A 15,259-nucleotide genomic window follows, 5' to 3' on the forward strand; every position below is an offset into this window, starting at 1 on the left:
TTTAACGCAGGATTATAGGTAAGGACACCAACAATAAACTGCCCATAAACCAGTTAAAATGACGTCGACGTTTATCCGTATTCAGCTTTTTACTGATTGCAGCGCCCACAAATACCCAAGTGAAGGACGCGGGAAATCCCACCAGATTAAACACCAGCACGCCCAATACCGCGCTGAGCCAAAAGCCATCGCCCCCTAAAGTAAACGCGCTGCAAAGGGTAATGGTCGACATCCAAGATTTGGGATTAATCCACTGAAACAGCGCCGCCTCCATCATACTCATAGGCTTACGCCCTTCATCCAAATGTGCCGCCTTAACGGGAGAGGTCACCAATCGATAGGCAAGGTGCAGTAAATACACTAATGCCGCGTACTTTAGCACTTGATGCAACACCGGAAACGCCTCGAACAGAGCACCAAGACCGAGTAATACCGACAGATGCAAAGAAGTCGAGCCTAAGCGGATCCCCGCAATATGCGGAATGGTACGCATCACCCCGAAATGGGCGCCGGAGCTGGCGAGTAAAATATTATTCGGCCCAGGAGTCATAGTCATGGTTGCACAAAAGAGTGCAGCTGAGGCCATTAAAGTCCAGAGTTGTGGGTCATTGACAAGTTGAATATCCATAAACACCTTAAATTGTACGCATACAGTATTTGACAATAAACGATACAATAAATAATATAGGTAGATTAACGGAGATCAATGGATTTATTGTCATGGGTACAATTTGGACACCGGATCTAGAGGCATTTACTGGCCCTAAATATCAACGTCTCGTCAGTGCCATTGAGCAAGGCATTTTGCGTAAAGTCCTGCCCCATGGCACAAAACTCCCACCACAGCGACGTTTAGCCGATGCACTTGGGGTGACTATAGGCACTGTCACCCGGGCCTATGCCCTTGTAGAGCAGCGCGGCTATGTGGAAGCTCGTATCGGTGATGGGACTTATGTTAACGCCTCTCCCGTGCCAGAGCTCGGTAACTTGCAGCTCAATATGGCGACGTGTCAACAACCACTGACGGATCAAATTAGTACCCTGAGTGATTGCCTAAGCCAACTGGCTAAGGATCCGGCTAAACTGAGTCAACTCCTTGGCTATCGCGCCAGCCCGTTAGATCAACATCAACAGATATTTCACCACTGGCTTTTACAACGCGGGATTGAACAGCAACCCGAGCAATTGGTCTTTACCCATGGTGGCCAACAGGCCATTTTTGCCTGCCTTAATGCCTTCCTCACCAAGGGCGAGGTGCTACTGCACGAGCAGTACAGCTATCCTGGAGTGCGTATTTGCGCAAAACAATTAGGGATCAATAGTATTGGCGTGCCGTTAACCTCTGACGGGGTCGATCTCGCTAGATTCGAAGCCTTAGTGCAAATCCATCAACCTAAGCTGGTGTATTTAACCCTTAACAATCAAAACCCAACCTGCATCCAATACAGTGAGCAACAGAGAGAAAAACTGTTGGCACTCGCGGAGCAGTACCAGTTTTATATCATTGAAGATGATGTGAATTATTGCCTCCCAGAAGAATGGCACTCTCCGCTGTGGCAGTTAGCACAGACGCTGAATAATCCGAGAGTCATTTACATTTCAAGCCTGTCTAAGCTGTTTTCAGGGGGCTTAAGGCAAGGTTTTATCCTAGTACCCGAGCCGCTCATCGCCCCATTGCGCCTCGCCATCCACAGCCAGTGTTGGATGGTTTCGCCACTCAATGTGGAGCTAGCCTGTCAGCTAATCAAGCGCGGGCAAATCACCGCCAATCGCGATGCCATTATTCGCGAGCGTCAGCAGCAGTGCATGGCATTGGGCGACAGGCTAGGGTTAACTCAACGCTGGCGTGGTTTAAATGGCTGGGTTCAGTTACCCGAAGACATTAAAGCCCATCATCTAGTGACCGCCTTAGCCGCGAAAGGTGTGCTGATCCGTAATGGGGATGACTTTAACTGCCATGATAACTTTATCCGTTTAAGTTTAGGTGGCGCCGAAAACGATACCCAATTCCAGCTTGCACTCGAATGTATCGAGTCCACCTTCAATGCCCTCAAGCAAAACGCCTATTCGGTGGTTTAACCTTGCATTTTTATCGCTAGAAATAAGCAAAAAGAAACGCCAGAGTGATGCTCTGGCGTTTTAAGCTTGCTTAATCACAAGCATTTTAGGTGTCGAGATGTAACGTTATGGCACCTTGAACTCAAGCTATGGCTATTGCACCTTAATCTGATACACGCTGGTTGTGCCACTGACTTCATTGCCGATAATCAGCAGAGGCTGACCATTTGGACTCTTCTCGGCACTCACAAACTTCATGCCTTCTGGCCCTAAATCTCCCGCCAAACTGGCATCACCTTTCACTTCGCCTGTATCTGTATCTATGCTGAAATCCGCCTCAAAATCACGGTTTACCACATAATCCACAAAATGCACGTCAAAGGGATTGGTCACGTCGTAAATCATAAAACCAGAGGTACGTTCAAGCCCGATAAAGGCATAGAGTTTTTGGCCAATTTTGCCTAGGGCTAAGGCTTCAGGCTCGGGTCCTTTATCGTCGCTGCGACTATCACCTTTGTTTTCTTCATTGTTATTGTTGAAGTTATTGCCTAACAAGGCTGCGGTGATCCGCTCAAAATCGCTACCACTGTCAAACACCTGTTGACCATCGGCCGTCCAGATTGAGAAGGAGCGCGCGCCGAAGCTCACGATTTTGTCATAATCGCCGTCGTTATCGTCATCCCCCATACTCTTAGTCACTTTCAAACGGGCTAATTGGGTCTTATCTTTCGCGGCGGCAAATTGTGGATGATTAGGATCTAAGGTTAAGTCACCTGCGCGGGCTTCCTCCGAAAACCCAGCATAGTCGCGGGAATCCCCTTCGTTTGCGGTAACAATAAAATCAGCATTATTCCAACGGTAACTCGCTACGGTATCGGGTTGATACATGCCATACACGCCCGCATAGGCCTGAAGGTTGATCATATCGTCCTTGTCACTTGCATCAATTTTATTCACATCAAGACCGTAATCCTTCAGTCCCAAAGGTAAAATCTTCGCAACTTTGGCATTGACGATATCAATCACGGCGATGGCATTATTCTCCTGCAGGCTCACAAAGGCACGGCTGTTATCGGGACTGACACTGATATACTCAGGCTCTAAGTCCTGCGCGACAGTGGCCATAGGGCCATTGATTTTAATGTCCTTGGTGATTTCATTATAGCGTGCATTGCCCTGATTAAACTCGGTGAATGTCACTAGCGTTGCCATCGCAGCGGGTTTGCCATCCGCAATGGCAATAATGGCTACACTACCCTCAGGATCGAGACTATAGTCTTGATTTGGTTCGCCTTCGTTGGCAACGAGTACCGTTTTGCCATCATGGCTAAAGACCACGTTATCCGGTAAAGCACCAACTTCAACCGCGCTGAGATACTGCGGCGTATCATTGCCATTAAGTTGATAGAAAGCCACATAACCATTGGCTTGAGTCTTATTACCCGCCGCATCGCCGCGCTCAATGGCCGCCGCTAACAAGTTACCAGAAATACTGACGCTGTTAACGCTGCCCATAAAACTTAAGCCCACATCTTTAGCAACATCCAGCTCGCCGAGCTTATCAAGATTATTCAAGGCTAATGGCGCAGTTGCCGTGGTCGCATTACCAAGTAAGTGCGCATCGATAGTGTCGACTTTACCGCTTCTCGCATTAACCACAAAAATACGCTGAGAAGCACTGTGATATTCGACAATCTCAGCGGCACTCAGGCCATAAACGCCCGTTTGATGGCGGCCAATCAGCTCAGCTGTGACTCCCGCAGCTTGGGGTTGGCAAATAAATTGTGTTTGCGCCGCATCGATTTCAGTTTCTTCCAACTGGCCATTACGATTCGCATCAAGCCCGGTATCGATGCGTTGACCACCAGCGGGACAGTTCGCATCACCTACGGCGAGTGCGGTCACTTTAACTAATGAATTTAAGCCGTTATCCCCCTGCTCACCATTGGTACCATCATCACCATTACAGGCACCAAGGAGTAAACTTGCCAGTATCGCACTGGCCAGCGGCAGTCGTTTTGTGTTCATTGCATCATTCCTGAATGTGTTGTTATTAGTCGTAGGGTTAAGCTAAAGCCCATTAAACTAATCCGCATTCAAGACGGTTAGATGACATACAGATGACACTGGAGTGACAATCTCAGTCGAATGAATGACGCTCAGGCGTACATTGGTAAATTAATGCAATACAAGGACAGTAAAGCGATTTTGGTTACAATTTAAGTGTAAAGATATCGTCATCGAGATTGGCTTATTTGCCCGAGCGTTTTACTATGTTATGGCTTAATATCCTTATACTCGATGACAAGACCTATCATTCAGTTCAACTGTTGGCTGTGTCTTCGCTGGTCACTCATTTCTCCCCTATACTCCTCCAATGCTCATGGCGAGATACGCTATGTCAATTGAGGCGAAATGAGCCGCTAACAGACAAAATTGTTACCCTACAATTTTGGTTTTTCGAGTGCATAACACTTTATATCGCCTTCTTTCGCCACCCGAGGTAACTGTGGACCCACAACCGTCAAGCTATCCGACTAAACCGAGCAACATTCCCCATTTGGCCCTGCTGATCCCTATGCTCGCCGCTATTGTTGCGATCACGCCGCTCGCGATCGACATGTATTTGCCCGCCATGGCAACCCTCGCCCATAGTTTCCATACCGATATCACTCTAGTGCAACAATCCTTGAGTGTTTACTTGGGCGGCTACGCCTTGGGTATGCTGTGCTTTGGCCCACTTGCAGACCGTATTGGTCGTCGCCCCATGGTAATAATGGGTCTCTCGGGCTTTATGGTAGTCAGCCTGTTATTGGGCTTAGCCGAGCAGATTGAAGTGTTTTTAGGACTGCGCTTTTTACAAGCCTTTATCGGCGCGGCTGCCACTGTGGTCGTCCCTGGGTATATCAAAGAAGTCTATGGTGAAAACACGGCTAAGGGTATGTCTTATGTCAGTTTAATCATGATGTTAGCACCATTATTAGCACCCAGCATCGGTAGCCTTATCCTCGAGCTTGGCGAATGGCATTTGATCTTCTTTATCCAATCGGCCTATGCCATGTTGTTGCTGTTGTTGGTCATTACGTTGCTCAGAATGCCGAGCGATAAAGATCAGAGTAGCCGCAGTCAAAAATCCTTTTTAGGCGCGTATGCTACTGTGTTTTCACGTCCCGGCGTCAAAATGAACATTGCCAGTGGCGTGCTTACCTCTTTTGCGTTTTTTTGTTATTTAACCGCGTCGCCCTTTGTCTATATGGAGGTTTTTTCCTTAGATAAATCCTTATTTGCCCTGCTCTTTAGTACCAATGTGGGCGCGCTGATGCTGGCAAATATTATCAACACCCGAATTGTGGGCCGTTATGGCTCGTTGAGGATGCTGCACGTGTCGACCTTCTTCGGTGCGCTGGCGGCGGTAGGTTTACTGGGAGTGAACTTACTGGGGCTCAGTTATCATTTCACCGTATTGATGTTGATCCCGCTTATGGGGAGCCTTGGCATCATGTCGGTCAACGCCGATGCCATTGTGCTGATGAAATTCAAGCAGGAAACAGGCACAGCAACGGCGGTGATTGGCACCTTAAGATTCGGCTTTGGCGCCCTTGCAGGGCCATTACTCGCGCTGTTTTACAATGGCACCGCAGTGCCCTTCTCGGCATTAATGCTGACGGCAGTGTTGTTGGTGGGATTCTGTCAATTTAACCGACCGACTCATCAAGCCAAGCCGAAGGAGTAATCTGCATCTTTATGCCACGTAAATGATGTAATTATGGTATTCATCGCTTTTGTGGTTGATTTGTAACAAATTAAGTGTTTTCTAAATAAACGGCACTCAGGTTATATATAGAACCTTGAGTGCCGTTTTTCATTGAAAATTAGCTAACCCATTCTAATGAAAGAGGTTAAATAGAATCTTCACACACGAAAACTCCCGTTTCATAAGCGTTTATCGCGTCTAAACATGAAATTGTTTCAAGTTGGTTATTTTTTATATAAAAGCCTTGAAATGTGTTCTTTTTTGAATATGATGAAATTCTGTTCATTGCAACAGCTGCTGCATCCAAAGGGATGAGCGCTTGAAATCGATGGTTTCAAGCTCAGCAATCGGAGTCTGAATTACCCTTCAGGCTTATTTTTAGAGCGATTACCGTCGCTGTAACAAGATACTGTTTACCGTAACGGTACTATGCAATAGGAGTTTCACATGGAGAAGTTATCCGGCGCCAGCATGATTGTGCGATCCCTTATCGATGAAGGTGTAAAGCACATATTTGGTTATCCTGGCGGCTCAGTGTTAGATATCTACGACGCCCTGCACCTTATCCCCGGTATTGAACATATTCTGGTTCGTCACGAACAAGCCGCCGTGCATATGGCCGATGGTTATGCCCGCGCCACGGGTAAAGTAGGCGTGGTACTCGTGACCTCAGGCCCAGGTGCCACCAATGCCATTACTGGCATCGCCACCGCCTATATGGATTCAATTCCATTAGTGGTGTTATCTGGCCAAGTACCCAGCAATTTAATCGGTAACGATGCGTTCCAAGAATGCGACATGATTGGGATTTCACGCCCAGTCGTCAAACACAGCTTTTTAGTACAAGATCCGACTCAAATCCCTGAGATCATTAAAAAAGCCTTTTATATAGCCTCCACGGGTCGCCCCGGCCCCGTCGTTGTAGACTTGCCAAAGGATTGCCTCAATCCTGCATTACTGCACGACTATATTTACCCCGAGAGCATTAAAATGCGCTCCTATAATCCAACGACATCGGGCCACAAGGGGCAAATCCGACGTGGATTACAGGCATTACTGGCGGCGAAAAAACCCGTTCTCTATGTGGGCGGCGGCGCCATTATCTCCAGCAGTGAAAAGCAGATCTTAGCCCTAGCGGAAAAGTTGAATATCCCCGTTGTCAGCACCTTAATGGGCCTTGGCGCCTTCCCCGGCACCCATAAAAACAGTTTAGGCATGCTGGGGATGCACGGTCGCTATGAAGCCAATATGACCATGCATAACTGCGATCTTATCTTCGGGATTGGCGTGCGTTTCGATGACAGAACCACCAACAACATCGAGAAATACTGCCCAAATGCCACTATTTTGCATATCGATATTGACCCTTCATCGATTTCAAAAACCGTACGAGTGGATATCCCCATCGTTGGCTCGGCCGATATCGTACTGGACAGCATGTTAGCCCTGCTGGAGGAGTCGAAGGAGAGCAACGATAGCGAGGCAATTAATCAATGGTGGCAAGAAATCACAGTGTGGCGTAACCGTAACTGCTTGGCATACGATAAAGAAAGCAATCGTATCAAACCACAGCAAGTGATTGAAACCCTTTACAAACTCACTAATGGTGAGGCCTATGTTGCCTCGGATGTGGGCCAGCATCAAATGTTTGCCGCGCTCTATTATCCCTTCGATAAACCTCGCCATTGGATTAACTCCGGCGGCCTTGGCACCATGGGCTTTGGTTTACCCGCAGCCATGGGAGTCAAAATGGCAATGCCTGACGAAACCGTTGTGTGCGTCACGGGCGATGGCTCGATTCAGATGAATATTCAAGAGCTTTCAACCGCTCTGCAATACGATACGCCGGTTAAAATTATCAACTTAAACAACCGTTTCCTCGGCATGGTGAAACAGTGGCAGGATATGATCTACTCGGGTCGCCATTCCCATTCCTATATGGATTCGGTACCCAACTTTGCCAAAATTGCCGAAGCCTATGGCCATGTTGGCATGACGATTAGCGATCCCGCTGAACTTGAGTCTAAGATGGCCGAAGCCCTTGCCATGAAAGACAGATTGGTATTTATCGACATAATGGTGGATGAGACTGAGCACGTGTATCCCATGCTTATCCGCGGCGGCGCGATGAATGAAATGTGGTTAAGCAAAACGGAGAAATGCTAATGCGTCGAATTATATCTGTATTACTCGAAAACCAATCCGGCGCTTTATCTCGTGTTGTCGGCCTTTTTTCCCAACGCGGTTACAACATCGAAAGTTTAACTGTGGCACCAACCGATGATAACACCTTATCGCGCCTCAATATTACCGTGGTGGCCGACGAAAAGGTGCTAGAGCAAATCGAGAAACAACTGCACAAGTTAGTCGATGTGCTCAAGGTGTCGAATGTCACCGAATCGGCTTATATTGAGCGGGAGTTGGCACTGGTTAAAGTCCGCGCTCAAGGGGAATTACGGGAAGAAATTAAGCGCACCGCCGATATCTTCCGTGGGCAGATTGTCGATGTCACCGCCAATCTCTACACCATTCAATTGGTGGGCACGACCGAAAAACTCGATGCCTTTATTCACTCCATGGGTGAAGTGACCAAGGTGGTAGAAGTGTCGCGCTCGGGTGTTGTAGGTCTTGCCCGCGGCGAAAAAGCGATGAGAGCCTAATGGCGCTGAAATGCCCATCAACGCATTCGAACTTGCCATCGCAATGTTTTGAAATAGCCAGCATGGGATTTTAATTGGTGGGATAACAATAAGGGGAGCATTAAGCTCCCCTTCTTTATCCGCGCGATGCAGGATTAGGATTGACCATCTAATAGGCGTGAGGTAGTGATTTCAATCTTGCGTGGTTTTAACGCTTCAGGGATTTCACGCACTAAATCAATGTTCAATAAACCATTCTCTAAACTGGCACCCAATACGGTCACATAATCCGCCAGTTGGAAGGTACGCTCAAACCCGCGCTCGGCAATACCTTGGTATAGATATTTACGCTCGGTTTGGCTCTCGGCCTTATTGCCTTTCACCAGTAATTTCTCACCTTCGCTACTGATCTCAAGCTCTTCCATCGAGAACCCGGCCACGGCCATAGTAATGCGATAACGATTTTCGCCAAGGAGTTCAATGTTATATGGAGGATAACCTGAGTTGCCATTATTCGCGGCAGCGTGTTCTGCCATCTGGGCTAAACGATCAAAACCAATAGCACTACGGTAAAGAGGAGTTAAATCATAAGTACGCATATTCATATCCTTGTCTTAAGCAATATGGAAAGTGGCGAACGTTTTTCAATTGAAAACGCATTTGTCTCGCCTAAATTAACTTCTGTCCTAGCGGCACAGAATCGATTGGGATCCTCATCGAGCGGTCCTGCAATAGATATAAGGATAGGAAAGCGTATTTCAAGGCAGTTTTTTAAAATTTTTTAAAAACTAAATAAAAAGAACAGGTTATTAGCATTAAAAACCTTGTATCAGGCGTGTTTAGTCGAATATCGCCAATAAAAAAGGAGCCCTTAGGCTCCCTTCTTCGGTCTCACACTCAGATTAACGAGTACGTGGACACAGTTCTTCAGCACTGAAGAAGTAAGCAATTTCACGCGCAGCAGATTCTAAAGCGTCAGAACCGTGAGCAGCGTTTTCGTCGATGCTTTCAGCGAAATCGGCACGGATAGTACCTGGAGCCGCTTGAGCAGGGTTAGTTGCACCTAAAATTTCGCGGTGAGCTAAAACAGCGTTTTCGCCTTCTAAAACTTGAACCATGATTGGGCCAGAAGTCATGAAAGCAACCAGAGCACCGAAGAAGCCACGCTCGCTATGCTCAGCATAGAAACCTTCAGCTTGTTCTTTAGTCAGGTGTAACATTTTAGCTGCAACGATCTTCAGACCAGCAGTTTCAAAACGGTTGTAGATTGCACCGATGTGGTTTTTAGCAACAGCATCAGGCTTAATGATAGAAAATGTGCGTTCGATCGCCATAACAAGCTTCCTTTGTCAGCAAGTTTGAAAAAATTCGCGCGGATTATACGAAATTTAAAAACCAAATCCTATCTTTAAAGCAAATAAGTCTGAGATATTGCGCACATTGGCTGGATTTGTAACCGGATTGTTCACACAAAAACGCCAGTCCATGTTTTCCACAGGACTGGCGAAAGGATAACAACACAACTAAATTGGCATATTTGCCAAAGACTCAGGGGTTATTTTCTATTTTTTGCCCAAATACCCGCCCACGCAATCAAGGCAACTAAAATGATTGCAGGGGCTAAATCGAGTAGATGGTGGAATAAACCGACGCCGCCATGACAAGGATGAGCCCATGCCAAGGCGGGTAACAGTGTGAATAACATAGCAAACAAAAGTTTCATGTGAACATCCTTGCGTAGCGGAAATAACATTAAGCGATTAATCACTTAACTGATACATAACAAGGTACGTCATTCACTTAAAATGAATTTGATACTGATCAAACTCCTACAAAAATCCCATTTTAGGAGAGATGAAACGTGATCAATCTCACGTGACATCTTTTTCACTTGGACAAGATGCCCAAGTAGGCAAGATTACTTCTCTTCAATCCAGCATTGCTGAATGGCTTCCAATATCCGCTCATTGCAATGCTTAGGATCATCGTCAAAATCATCGAGAGCCAACACCCACTCATATAACTGAGTAAAATGCAGCTTGTGGGGGTCAACCTCGGAATGCTTTTCTAGCAATTCTAAGGCGATATCTAGTGAATCAATCCATTTTAACGACATCCTCTCCCCCTTGTACCATCTGCAGCTAAACCTTGCTCTTCTGAGTGTAGCCTAATAGCGGCTTAACTCTACGCTTGTGTGGGCTTTTTTGCCTTGAGGGCATTCTTTTCAACAAACTCAATAATGGCACCGGCGACATCTTTTGCGGTGGCCCCTTCAATCCCTTCAAGGCCTGGCGAAGAATTCACTTCCATCACCACAGGGCCATGATTTGAGCGCAGTAAATCCACCCCAGCGACATTGAGTCCCATGGTTTTGGCCGCACGAATTGCGACTGAGCGCTCTTCTGGGGTCAATTTAACTAAACTTGCGGTGCCGCCACGGTGTAAGTTTGAGCGAAACTCCCCAGGCATGGCTTGGCGCTTCATCGCCGCAATCACTTTATCGCCCAGCACAAAGCAGCGAATGTCGGCGCCATTGGCTTCTTTAATGTATTCCTGCACCATGATGTTGGCTTTTAATCCCATAAAAGCTTCAATCACACTCTCTGCCGCCTTGCGGGTTTCGGCTAACACCACCCCAATGCCCTGCGTGCCCTCAAGCAATTTGATCACTAACGGTGCGCCGCCCACCATGTCGATGAGATCAGGAATATCACTCGGCTTATTGGCAAAACCAGTAATTGGCAGACCGATACCACGGCGTGACATCAACTGCATCGAACGTAACTTATCGCGGGAGCGCGAAATGCCGACAGAATCATTGAGCGCATACACGCCCATCATCTCAAACTGGCGCAGCACAGCTGAGCCATAAAAAGTAATAGAAGCGCCAATACGCGGGATAACCGCATCAAAAGGCGGCAACTCTTGACCACCAATATGAATGCTCGACTGACGCATATTGATGTTCATATAGCATTCGAGCGGGTTGATCACTTGGACATCGTGACCACGTAATGTCGCAGCCTCAACGAGTCGCTTTGTGGAATATAGCTCAGGCCCTTGCGATAGGATCGCGATTCTCATTTTGGTCTCCGACAACCATTTCATTTTGAGCGCATCATACGCTCGGATTAAGATAAATCAATCATGGCAATTATTGCTTGCGCAAATGCTGGGCGCCAGAAGCCAAAAACCAGTCACATGGACTGGTTTTTGACGATATTATCGCATCGGCTTGATTAACCTTCGCTCACCATATTCACAGTGTACTTAGGAATTTCAATCACCAGATCGCTATCGACAACTTTTGCTTGGCAGGACAAGCGGCTCTCAGGCTCGAGTCCCCATGCCTTGTCGAGCATATCATCTTCAAGCTCATCGCTTGGCTCTAGTTCATCAAAGCCTTCACGCACGATGCAGTGGCATGTGGTGCAGGCACAGGATTTTTCACAGGCATGCTCGATATTGATGCCGTTACGCAGCGCCACATCGAGAATCGTTTCACCTACTTTGGCTTCCAACACTGCGCCATCGGGACATAACTCAGCATGGGGAAGAAAGACTAACTGGGGCATCACATCACCTATATGTTGTCAATTGACTGACCCTTAAAGGCCACTCGAATAGAATTGTCCATACGCTTCGCGGCGAAATCCTGAGTATGTTCATCAAGGACTTCAATCGCTTGCTTAATCGCATCGGCATCATCACCACGGGCAATTTCGGCAAGCTGCGCCATGACCGCATCAATCTGCTCACGTTCATCGCTTGTCAGCAGGTCGCCATCTTTTGTAAGCGCCGCATTTAACGACTCAAGTACCCTCGCCGCCTCGACTTGCTGCTCGGCCAGCATACGACGACTAATGTCTTCTTTAGCATGCTTCATCGAGTCCTTGAGCATAGTCGCGATCTCGGTATCCGATAAACCAAACGAAGGTTTTACTTGAATACTCGATTGTACACTGGTGGATTTCTCCATCGCAGTGACGCTGAGCAGACCATCGGCATCGACTTGGAAGGTCACACGAATATGGGCAGCGCCCGCCGCTAACGGTGGAATACCTTTAAGCGTAAAGCGTGCGAGTGATCGACAGTCATCGACTAACTCACGCTCGCCCTGCACCACATGGAAGGCCATCGCCGTTTGACCATCCTTAAAGGTGGTAAACTCTTGGGCGCGGGCGACTGGGATCGTGGTGTTGCGAGAAACCACTTTCTCCACTAAACCACCCATGGTTTCAATCCCTAATGACAAGGGGATCACATCGAGCAGTAATAATTCAGACTCAGGTTTGTTACCGACCAGAATATCGGCCTGAATCGCCGCGCCAATGGCAACAACACGATCAGGATCGATAGAGGTTAATGGCGCCTTACCAAAAAAGGCTTCAACCTGTTCACGCACTAACGGCACGCGGGTGGAACCGCCCACCATCACAGTTTCTAATACTTCATCAGCCGTTACGCCCGCATCACGTAGGGTGCGACGACAGCTGGCGATGGTTTTCTTCACTAATGCGCTGATTAATCCATCAAATTCAGCTTTGGTCACCAGTTGTTTGAGCACGGTGCCATCGGCAAGTGTCAGGCTCGCTTCGACTTCACTCGCATCGGTTAATGCTTCTTTCACGCGGCGCGCTTCAATCAATAACTGACGGCTGAGCTGTGAATCGATATTAGCTAATTGCCACACTTGCTGCATATGAGCCTGCAACAGATGATCAAAGTCATCGCCGCCCAGCGCCGAATCGCCGCCAGTGGCCAGCACTTCAAAGACGCCACGATTTAAACGCAGAATAGAGATATCAAAGGTTCCGCCGCCGAGATCGTAAATCGCGATCACGCCTTCTTGCTTTGAATCTAACCCGTAGGCGATTGCCGCCGCGGTAGGCTCGTTGAGTAGGCGCAATACTTTCACACCAAGCAAAGACGCGGCATCTTTAGTCCCTTGACGCTGCGCATCATCGAAATACGCAGGCACTGTGATCACAACACCCTGCAGTTCGCCACCGAGGGTTTTCTCGGCGCGTTCAACCAGCGGACGTAAAATTTCCGCCGACACTTGCACCGGATTCACTTGCCCTTGAGGCGTGACAAACAGCGGTAAACCGTTTTCACTGGCTTCAAACTGGTATGGAAAAACTTGCTCGCCGGATTGAATATCCGTGAGGCTGCGACCCATAAAGCGCTTGACCGATACAATAGTGTTTTTCGGATCCTGCGCAGAACTTAACGCCGCGACTTGACCCACTTCAATGCCATCTTGGGTATAACGAACGATAGAAGGTAAAGAATGCTGGCCATTTTCATCGGGTAAGGTCGCCGTTACGCCGCTGCGGACGGCGGCCACGAGGGAATTAGTGGTACCTAAATCGATGCCAACGGCAAGTCTATGTTGGTGCGGCGCGGCGCTTTGTCCGGGCTCTGCAATCTGCAAAAGGGCCATATGTATCCAACTTAGTAGCGCCGACTCAGACCCGTCTGAATCGGCTAAATAACTGCAATAGGGAAAATTAATCGAGCAGCGCGTCTTCGATACGCGTCAGCTCATCGTGTAATTTTGCCATAAATTTAAGCTTGCGTACTTGATCTGCCGCTAACAAGGCATCTTCTTCGCTGCCACTGCTTAGCTGGGCGGTGAGCAATTTCGTCAACTTTGTCCGGTATGCCGCGAAAGAGTCGTATAACTCATCAATGCTTTCTTGGGGATCGGCGCTATCGCGAATGTCTTCTAACGCCTCACGCCATTCCATCTGCTGCATTAAAAATGCAGTGTCTTTCACTGTGGTGGTTTCGTGGCTTAAATCGATACCACGTAGCGACAGCATATGCTCGGCACGGCGGATAGGATCTTTTAGGGTTTGATAACCGTCATTCACTTGCGCAGTGCGTTGCACCGACAATAAGCGTTGTTGCTCGGTATCGTTGGCAAACTTATCGGGATGCACCGCCCGTTGCAGTTCGCGGTAGCGTTCTGCAAGCACAGCGGTGTCAATATCGAAGGCAGGGGAAAACTTAAACAGCTCGAAATAATTCATGCGTCAATTCGGCAATTAAACAGTGAAACTCTCACCGCAACCGCACTCACCTTTTGCGTTAGGATTGTTAAATTGGAAACCTTCGTTCAGGCCTTCTTTAACAAAATCCAACTCAATGCCCTGTAGATAGATGAAGCTTTTCGCATCGATAATGATTTTAACACCATCAATATCATACACTTCATCGTCATCATTCAGCGCATCAACAAACTCAAGCACATACGCCATACCCGAACAGCCAGAGGTCTTTAAGCCGAGGCGCAGGCCGATGCCCTTGCCTCGATTCGCTAAGAAAGATCTGACACGCTCAGTTGCCGCTGGGGTCATTGTAATCGCCATCTTAACTCCAGATGTTACTTAGCTTGTTTCGATTTGTACTCGTCGATCGCCGCTTTAATGGCATCTTCTGCCAAAATGGAACAGTGGATTTTCACTGGTGGCAAGGCTAATTCTTCCGCGATATCGGTGTTTTTGATGGCCGCCGCTTGCTCGATAGTCTTGCCTTTTACCCACTCGGTTACCAGTGAGCTAGACGCAATCGCGCTGCCACAACCGTAAGTTTTGAACTTAGCGTCTTCGATGATGCCGTCTGCACCGATTTTCAGCTGTAACTTCATCACGTCACCACAGGCAGGCGCTCCCACCATACCGGTCACGACCGAAGGATCGTTCTTGTCGAAAGAACCTACGTTACGTGGGTTCTCATAATGATCTATCACTTTTTCACTGTAAGCCATGGTACTGCTCCAAAATTATCTATTGTAAACGGT

The 15,259-nt window shown here is 47.8% G+C and carries 16 protein-coding genes; 4 read left to right on the forward strand and 12 right to left on the reverse strand.

The features are described 5' to 3' along the window. Position 1: 1 nt before the first annotated feature. A complete protein-coding gene (locus K0H60_RS11305) occupies positions 2 to 628 on the reverse strand; it encodes a LysE family translocator (protein ID WP_220055775.1) in 627 nt (208 codons plus the stop codon). Positions 629 to 720: 92 nt separating this feature from the next. Between K0H60_RS11305 and K0H60_RS11310 the strand changes: the two genes are divergently transcribed. Continuing rightward, the gene (locus tag K0H60_RS11310) at positions 721 to 2,079 is read left to right on the forward strand and encodes an aminotransferase-like domain-containing protein (protein WP_220055776.1); all 1,359 of its coding nucleotides are present in this window, start codon (positions 721 to 723) and stop codon (positions 2,077 to 2,079) included. A gap of 132 nt (positions 2,080 to 2,211) precedes the next feature. Here the strand turns inward: K0H60_RS11310 and K0H60_RS11315 are convergent, their stop codons facing one another. Continuing rightward, positions 2,212 to 4,086, reverse strand: a complete 1,875-nt coding sequence (locus K0H60_RS11315) for a choice-of-anchor I family protein (RefSeq protein ID WP_220055777.1) — start codon at positions 4,084 to 4,086, stop codon at positions 2,212 to 2,214. Positions 4,087 to 4,567: 481 nt separating this feature from the next. On the opposite strand from K0H60_RS11315, the gene K0H60_RS11320 reads away from it, so the two are divergent. The 3 genes from K0H60_RS11320 (at position 4,568) to ilvN (ending at position 8,472) form a co-directional block, all read left to right on the forward strand. Continuing rightward, positions 4,568 to 5,791, forward strand: a complete 1,224-nt coding sequence (locus tag K0H60_RS11320; protein WP_220055778.1) for a multidrug effflux MFS transporter — start codon at positions 4,568 to 4,570, stop codon at positions 5,789 to 5,791. 468 nt (positions 5,792 to 6,259) lie between these two features. Next, positions 6,260 to 7,978, forward strand: a complete 1,719-nt coding sequence (locus tag K0H60_RS11325) for an acetolactate synthase 3 large subunit (protein ID WP_088211645.1) — start codon at positions 6,260 to 6,262, stop codon at positions 7,976 to 7,978. Beyond that, a complete protein-coding gene (gene ilvN / locus K0H60_RS11330; RefSeq protein ID WP_011622520.1) occupies positions 7,978 to 8,472 on the forward strand; it encodes an acetolactate synthase small subunit in 495 nt (164 codons plus the stop codon). Before K0H60_RS11325 ends, ilvN begins: the two co-directional genes overlap by 1 nt. A gap of 134 nt (positions 8,473 to 8,606) precedes the next feature. Here ilvN and K0H60_RS11335 read toward each other — a convergent pair whose 3' ends face one another. The 10 genes from K0H60_RS11335 to iscU all read right to left on the reverse strand — a co-directional run bounded on the left by K0H60_RS11335 (position 8,607) and on the right by iscU (position 15,226). Beyond that, positions 8,607 to 9,050 (reverse strand): Hsp20 family protein, encoded by a 444-nt coding sequence (locus K0H60_RS11335; protein ID WP_011622519.1) that lies wholly within the window; start codon positions 9,048 to 9,050, stop codon positions 8,607 to 8,609. A gap of 303 nt (positions 9,051 to 9,353) precedes the next feature. After that, positions 9,354 to 9,785, reverse strand: coding sequence for a nucleoside-diphosphate kinase (gene ndk / locus K0H60_RS11340; protein WP_011717218.1), 432 nt, complete (start codon positions 9,783 to 9,785; stop codon positions 9,354 to 9,356). Positions 9,786 to 10,006: 221 nt separating this feature from the next. Continuing rightward, positions 10,007 to 10,174, reverse strand: coding sequence for a hypothetical protein (locus K0H60_RS11345; RefSeq protein WP_220055779.1), 168 nt, complete (start codon positions 10,172 to 10,174; stop codon positions 10,007 to 10,009). A 195-nt stretch (positions 10,175 to 10,369) separates the two neighbouring features. After that, positions 10,370 to 10,567 carry a Fe-S cluster assembly protein IscX gene (gene iscX / locus K0H60_RS11350; RefSeq protein ID WP_011622517.1) on the reverse strand — a complete coding sequence of 66 codons (198 nt, stop codon included), beginning with the start codon at positions 10,565 to 10,567 and terminating at the stop codon, positions 10,370 to 10,372. Positions 10,568 to 10,635: 68 nt separating this feature from the next. Further along, positions 10,636 to 11,535 (reverse strand): 30S ribosomal protein S6--L-glutamate ligase, encoded by a 900-nt coding sequence (rimK, locus tag K0H60_RS11355; protein ID WP_220055780.1) that lies wholly within the window; start codon positions 11,533 to 11,535, stop codon positions 10,636 to 10,638. Positions 11,536 to 11,690: 155 nt separating this feature from the next. Further along, complete coding sequence (gene fdx / locus K0H60_RS11360) at positions 11,691 to 12,026, reverse strand: ISC system 2Fe-2S type ferredoxin (RefSeq protein WP_011622515.1); 336 nt, start codon at positions 12,024 to 12,026, stop codon at positions 11,691 to 11,693. 8 nt (positions 12,027 to 12,034) lie between these two features. Then, positions 12,035 to 13,897, reverse strand: a complete 1,863-nt coding sequence (gene hscA, locus K0H60_RS11365) for a Fe-S protein assembly chaperone HscA (protein WP_220055781.1) — start codon at positions 13,895 to 13,897, stop codon at positions 12,035 to 12,037. A gap of 67 nt (positions 13,898 to 13,964) precedes the next feature. Next, complete coding sequence (gene hscB / locus K0H60_RS11370; protein WP_023265642.1) at positions 13,965 to 14,489, reverse strand: co-chaperone HscB; 525 nt, start codon at positions 14,487 to 14,489, stop codon at positions 13,965 to 13,967. A 15-nt stretch (positions 14,490 to 14,504) separates the two neighbouring features. Further along, positions 14,505 to 14,828: an iron-sulfur cluster assembly protein IscA gene (gene iscA, locus K0H60_RS11375; RefSeq protein ID WP_011072278.1), complete on the reverse strand. Its 324-nt coding sequence runs from the start codon at positions 14,826 to 14,828 to the stop codon at positions 14,505 to 14,507. Positions 14,829 to 14,842: 14 nt separating this feature from the next. Beyond that, on the reverse strand, positions 14,843 to 15,226 hold the full coding sequence (gene iscU, locus K0H60_RS11380) for a Fe-S cluster assembly scaffold IscU (RefSeq protein WP_011072277.1): 384 nt from the start codon (positions 15,224 to 15,226) through the stop codon (positions 14,843 to 14,845). Positions 15,227 to 15,259 lie beyond the last annotated feature (33 nt).

This window comes from Shewanella mangrovisoli (assembly GCF_019457635.1).
Taxonomy (GTDB): Bacteria; Pseudomonadota; Gammaproteobacteria; order Enterobacterales; family Shewanellaceae; genus Shewanella; species Shewanella mangrovisoli.

Bases quoted from the DNA above. Each gene is read 5' to 3' on its own strand.
- K0H60_RS11305 (WP_220055775.1), bottom strand. From the start codon at position 628: ATGGATATTCAACTTGTCAATGACCCACAACTCTGGACTTTAATGGCC.
- K0H60_RS11310 (WP_220055776.1), top strand. From the start codon at position 721: ATGGGTACAATTTGGACACCGGATCTAGAGGCATTTACTGGCCCTAAA.
- K0H60_RS11315 (WP_220055777.1), bottom strand. From the start codon at position 4,086: ATGAACACAAAACGACTGCCGCTGGCCAGTGCGATACTGGCAAGTTTA.
- K0H60_RS11325 (WP_088211645.1), top strand. From the start codon at position 6,260: ATGGAGAAGTTATCCGGCGCCAGCATGATTGTGCGATCCCTTATCGAT.
- ilvN (WP_011622520.1), top strand. From the start codon at position 7,978: ATGCGTCGAATTATATCTGTATTACTCGAAAACCAATCCGGCGCTTTA.
- K0H60_RS11335 (WP_011622519.1), bottom strand. From the start codon at position 9,050: ATGCGTACTTATGATTTAACTCCTCTTTACCGTAGTGCTATTGGTTTT.
- ndk (WP_011717218.1), bottom strand. From the start codon at position 9,785: ATGGCGATCGAACGCACATTTTCTATCATTAAGCCTGATGCTGTTGCT.
- K0H60_RS11345 (WP_220055779.1), bottom strand. From the start codon at position 10,174: ATGAAACTTTTGTTTGCTATGTTATTCACACTGTTACCCGCCTTGGCA.
- iscX (WP_011622517.1), bottom strand. From the start codon at position 10,567: ATGTCGTTAAAATGGATTGATTCACTAGATATCGCCTTAGAATTGCTA.
- rimK (WP_220055780.1), bottom strand. From the start codon at position 11,535: ATGAGAATCGCGATCCTATCGCAAGGGCCTGAGCTATATTCCACAAAG.
- fdx (WP_011622515.1), bottom strand. From the start codon at position 12,026: ATGCCCCAGTTAGTCTTTCTTCCCCATGCTGAGTTATGTCCCGATGGC.
- hscA (WP_220055781.1), bottom strand. From the start codon at position 13,897: ATGGCCCTTTTGCAGATTGCAGAGCCCGGACAAAGCGCCGCGCCGCAC.
- hscB (WP_023265642.1), bottom strand. From the start codon at position 14,489: ATGAATTATTTCGAGCTGTTTAAGTTTTCCCCTGCCTTCGATATTGAC.
- iscA (WP_011072278.1), bottom strand. From the start codon at position 14,828: ATGGCGATTACAATGACCCCAGCGGCAACTGAGCGTGTCAGATCTTTC.
- iscU (WP_011072277.1), bottom strand. From the start codon at position 15,226: ATGGCTTACAGTGAAAAAGTGATAGATCATTATGAGAACCCACGTAAC.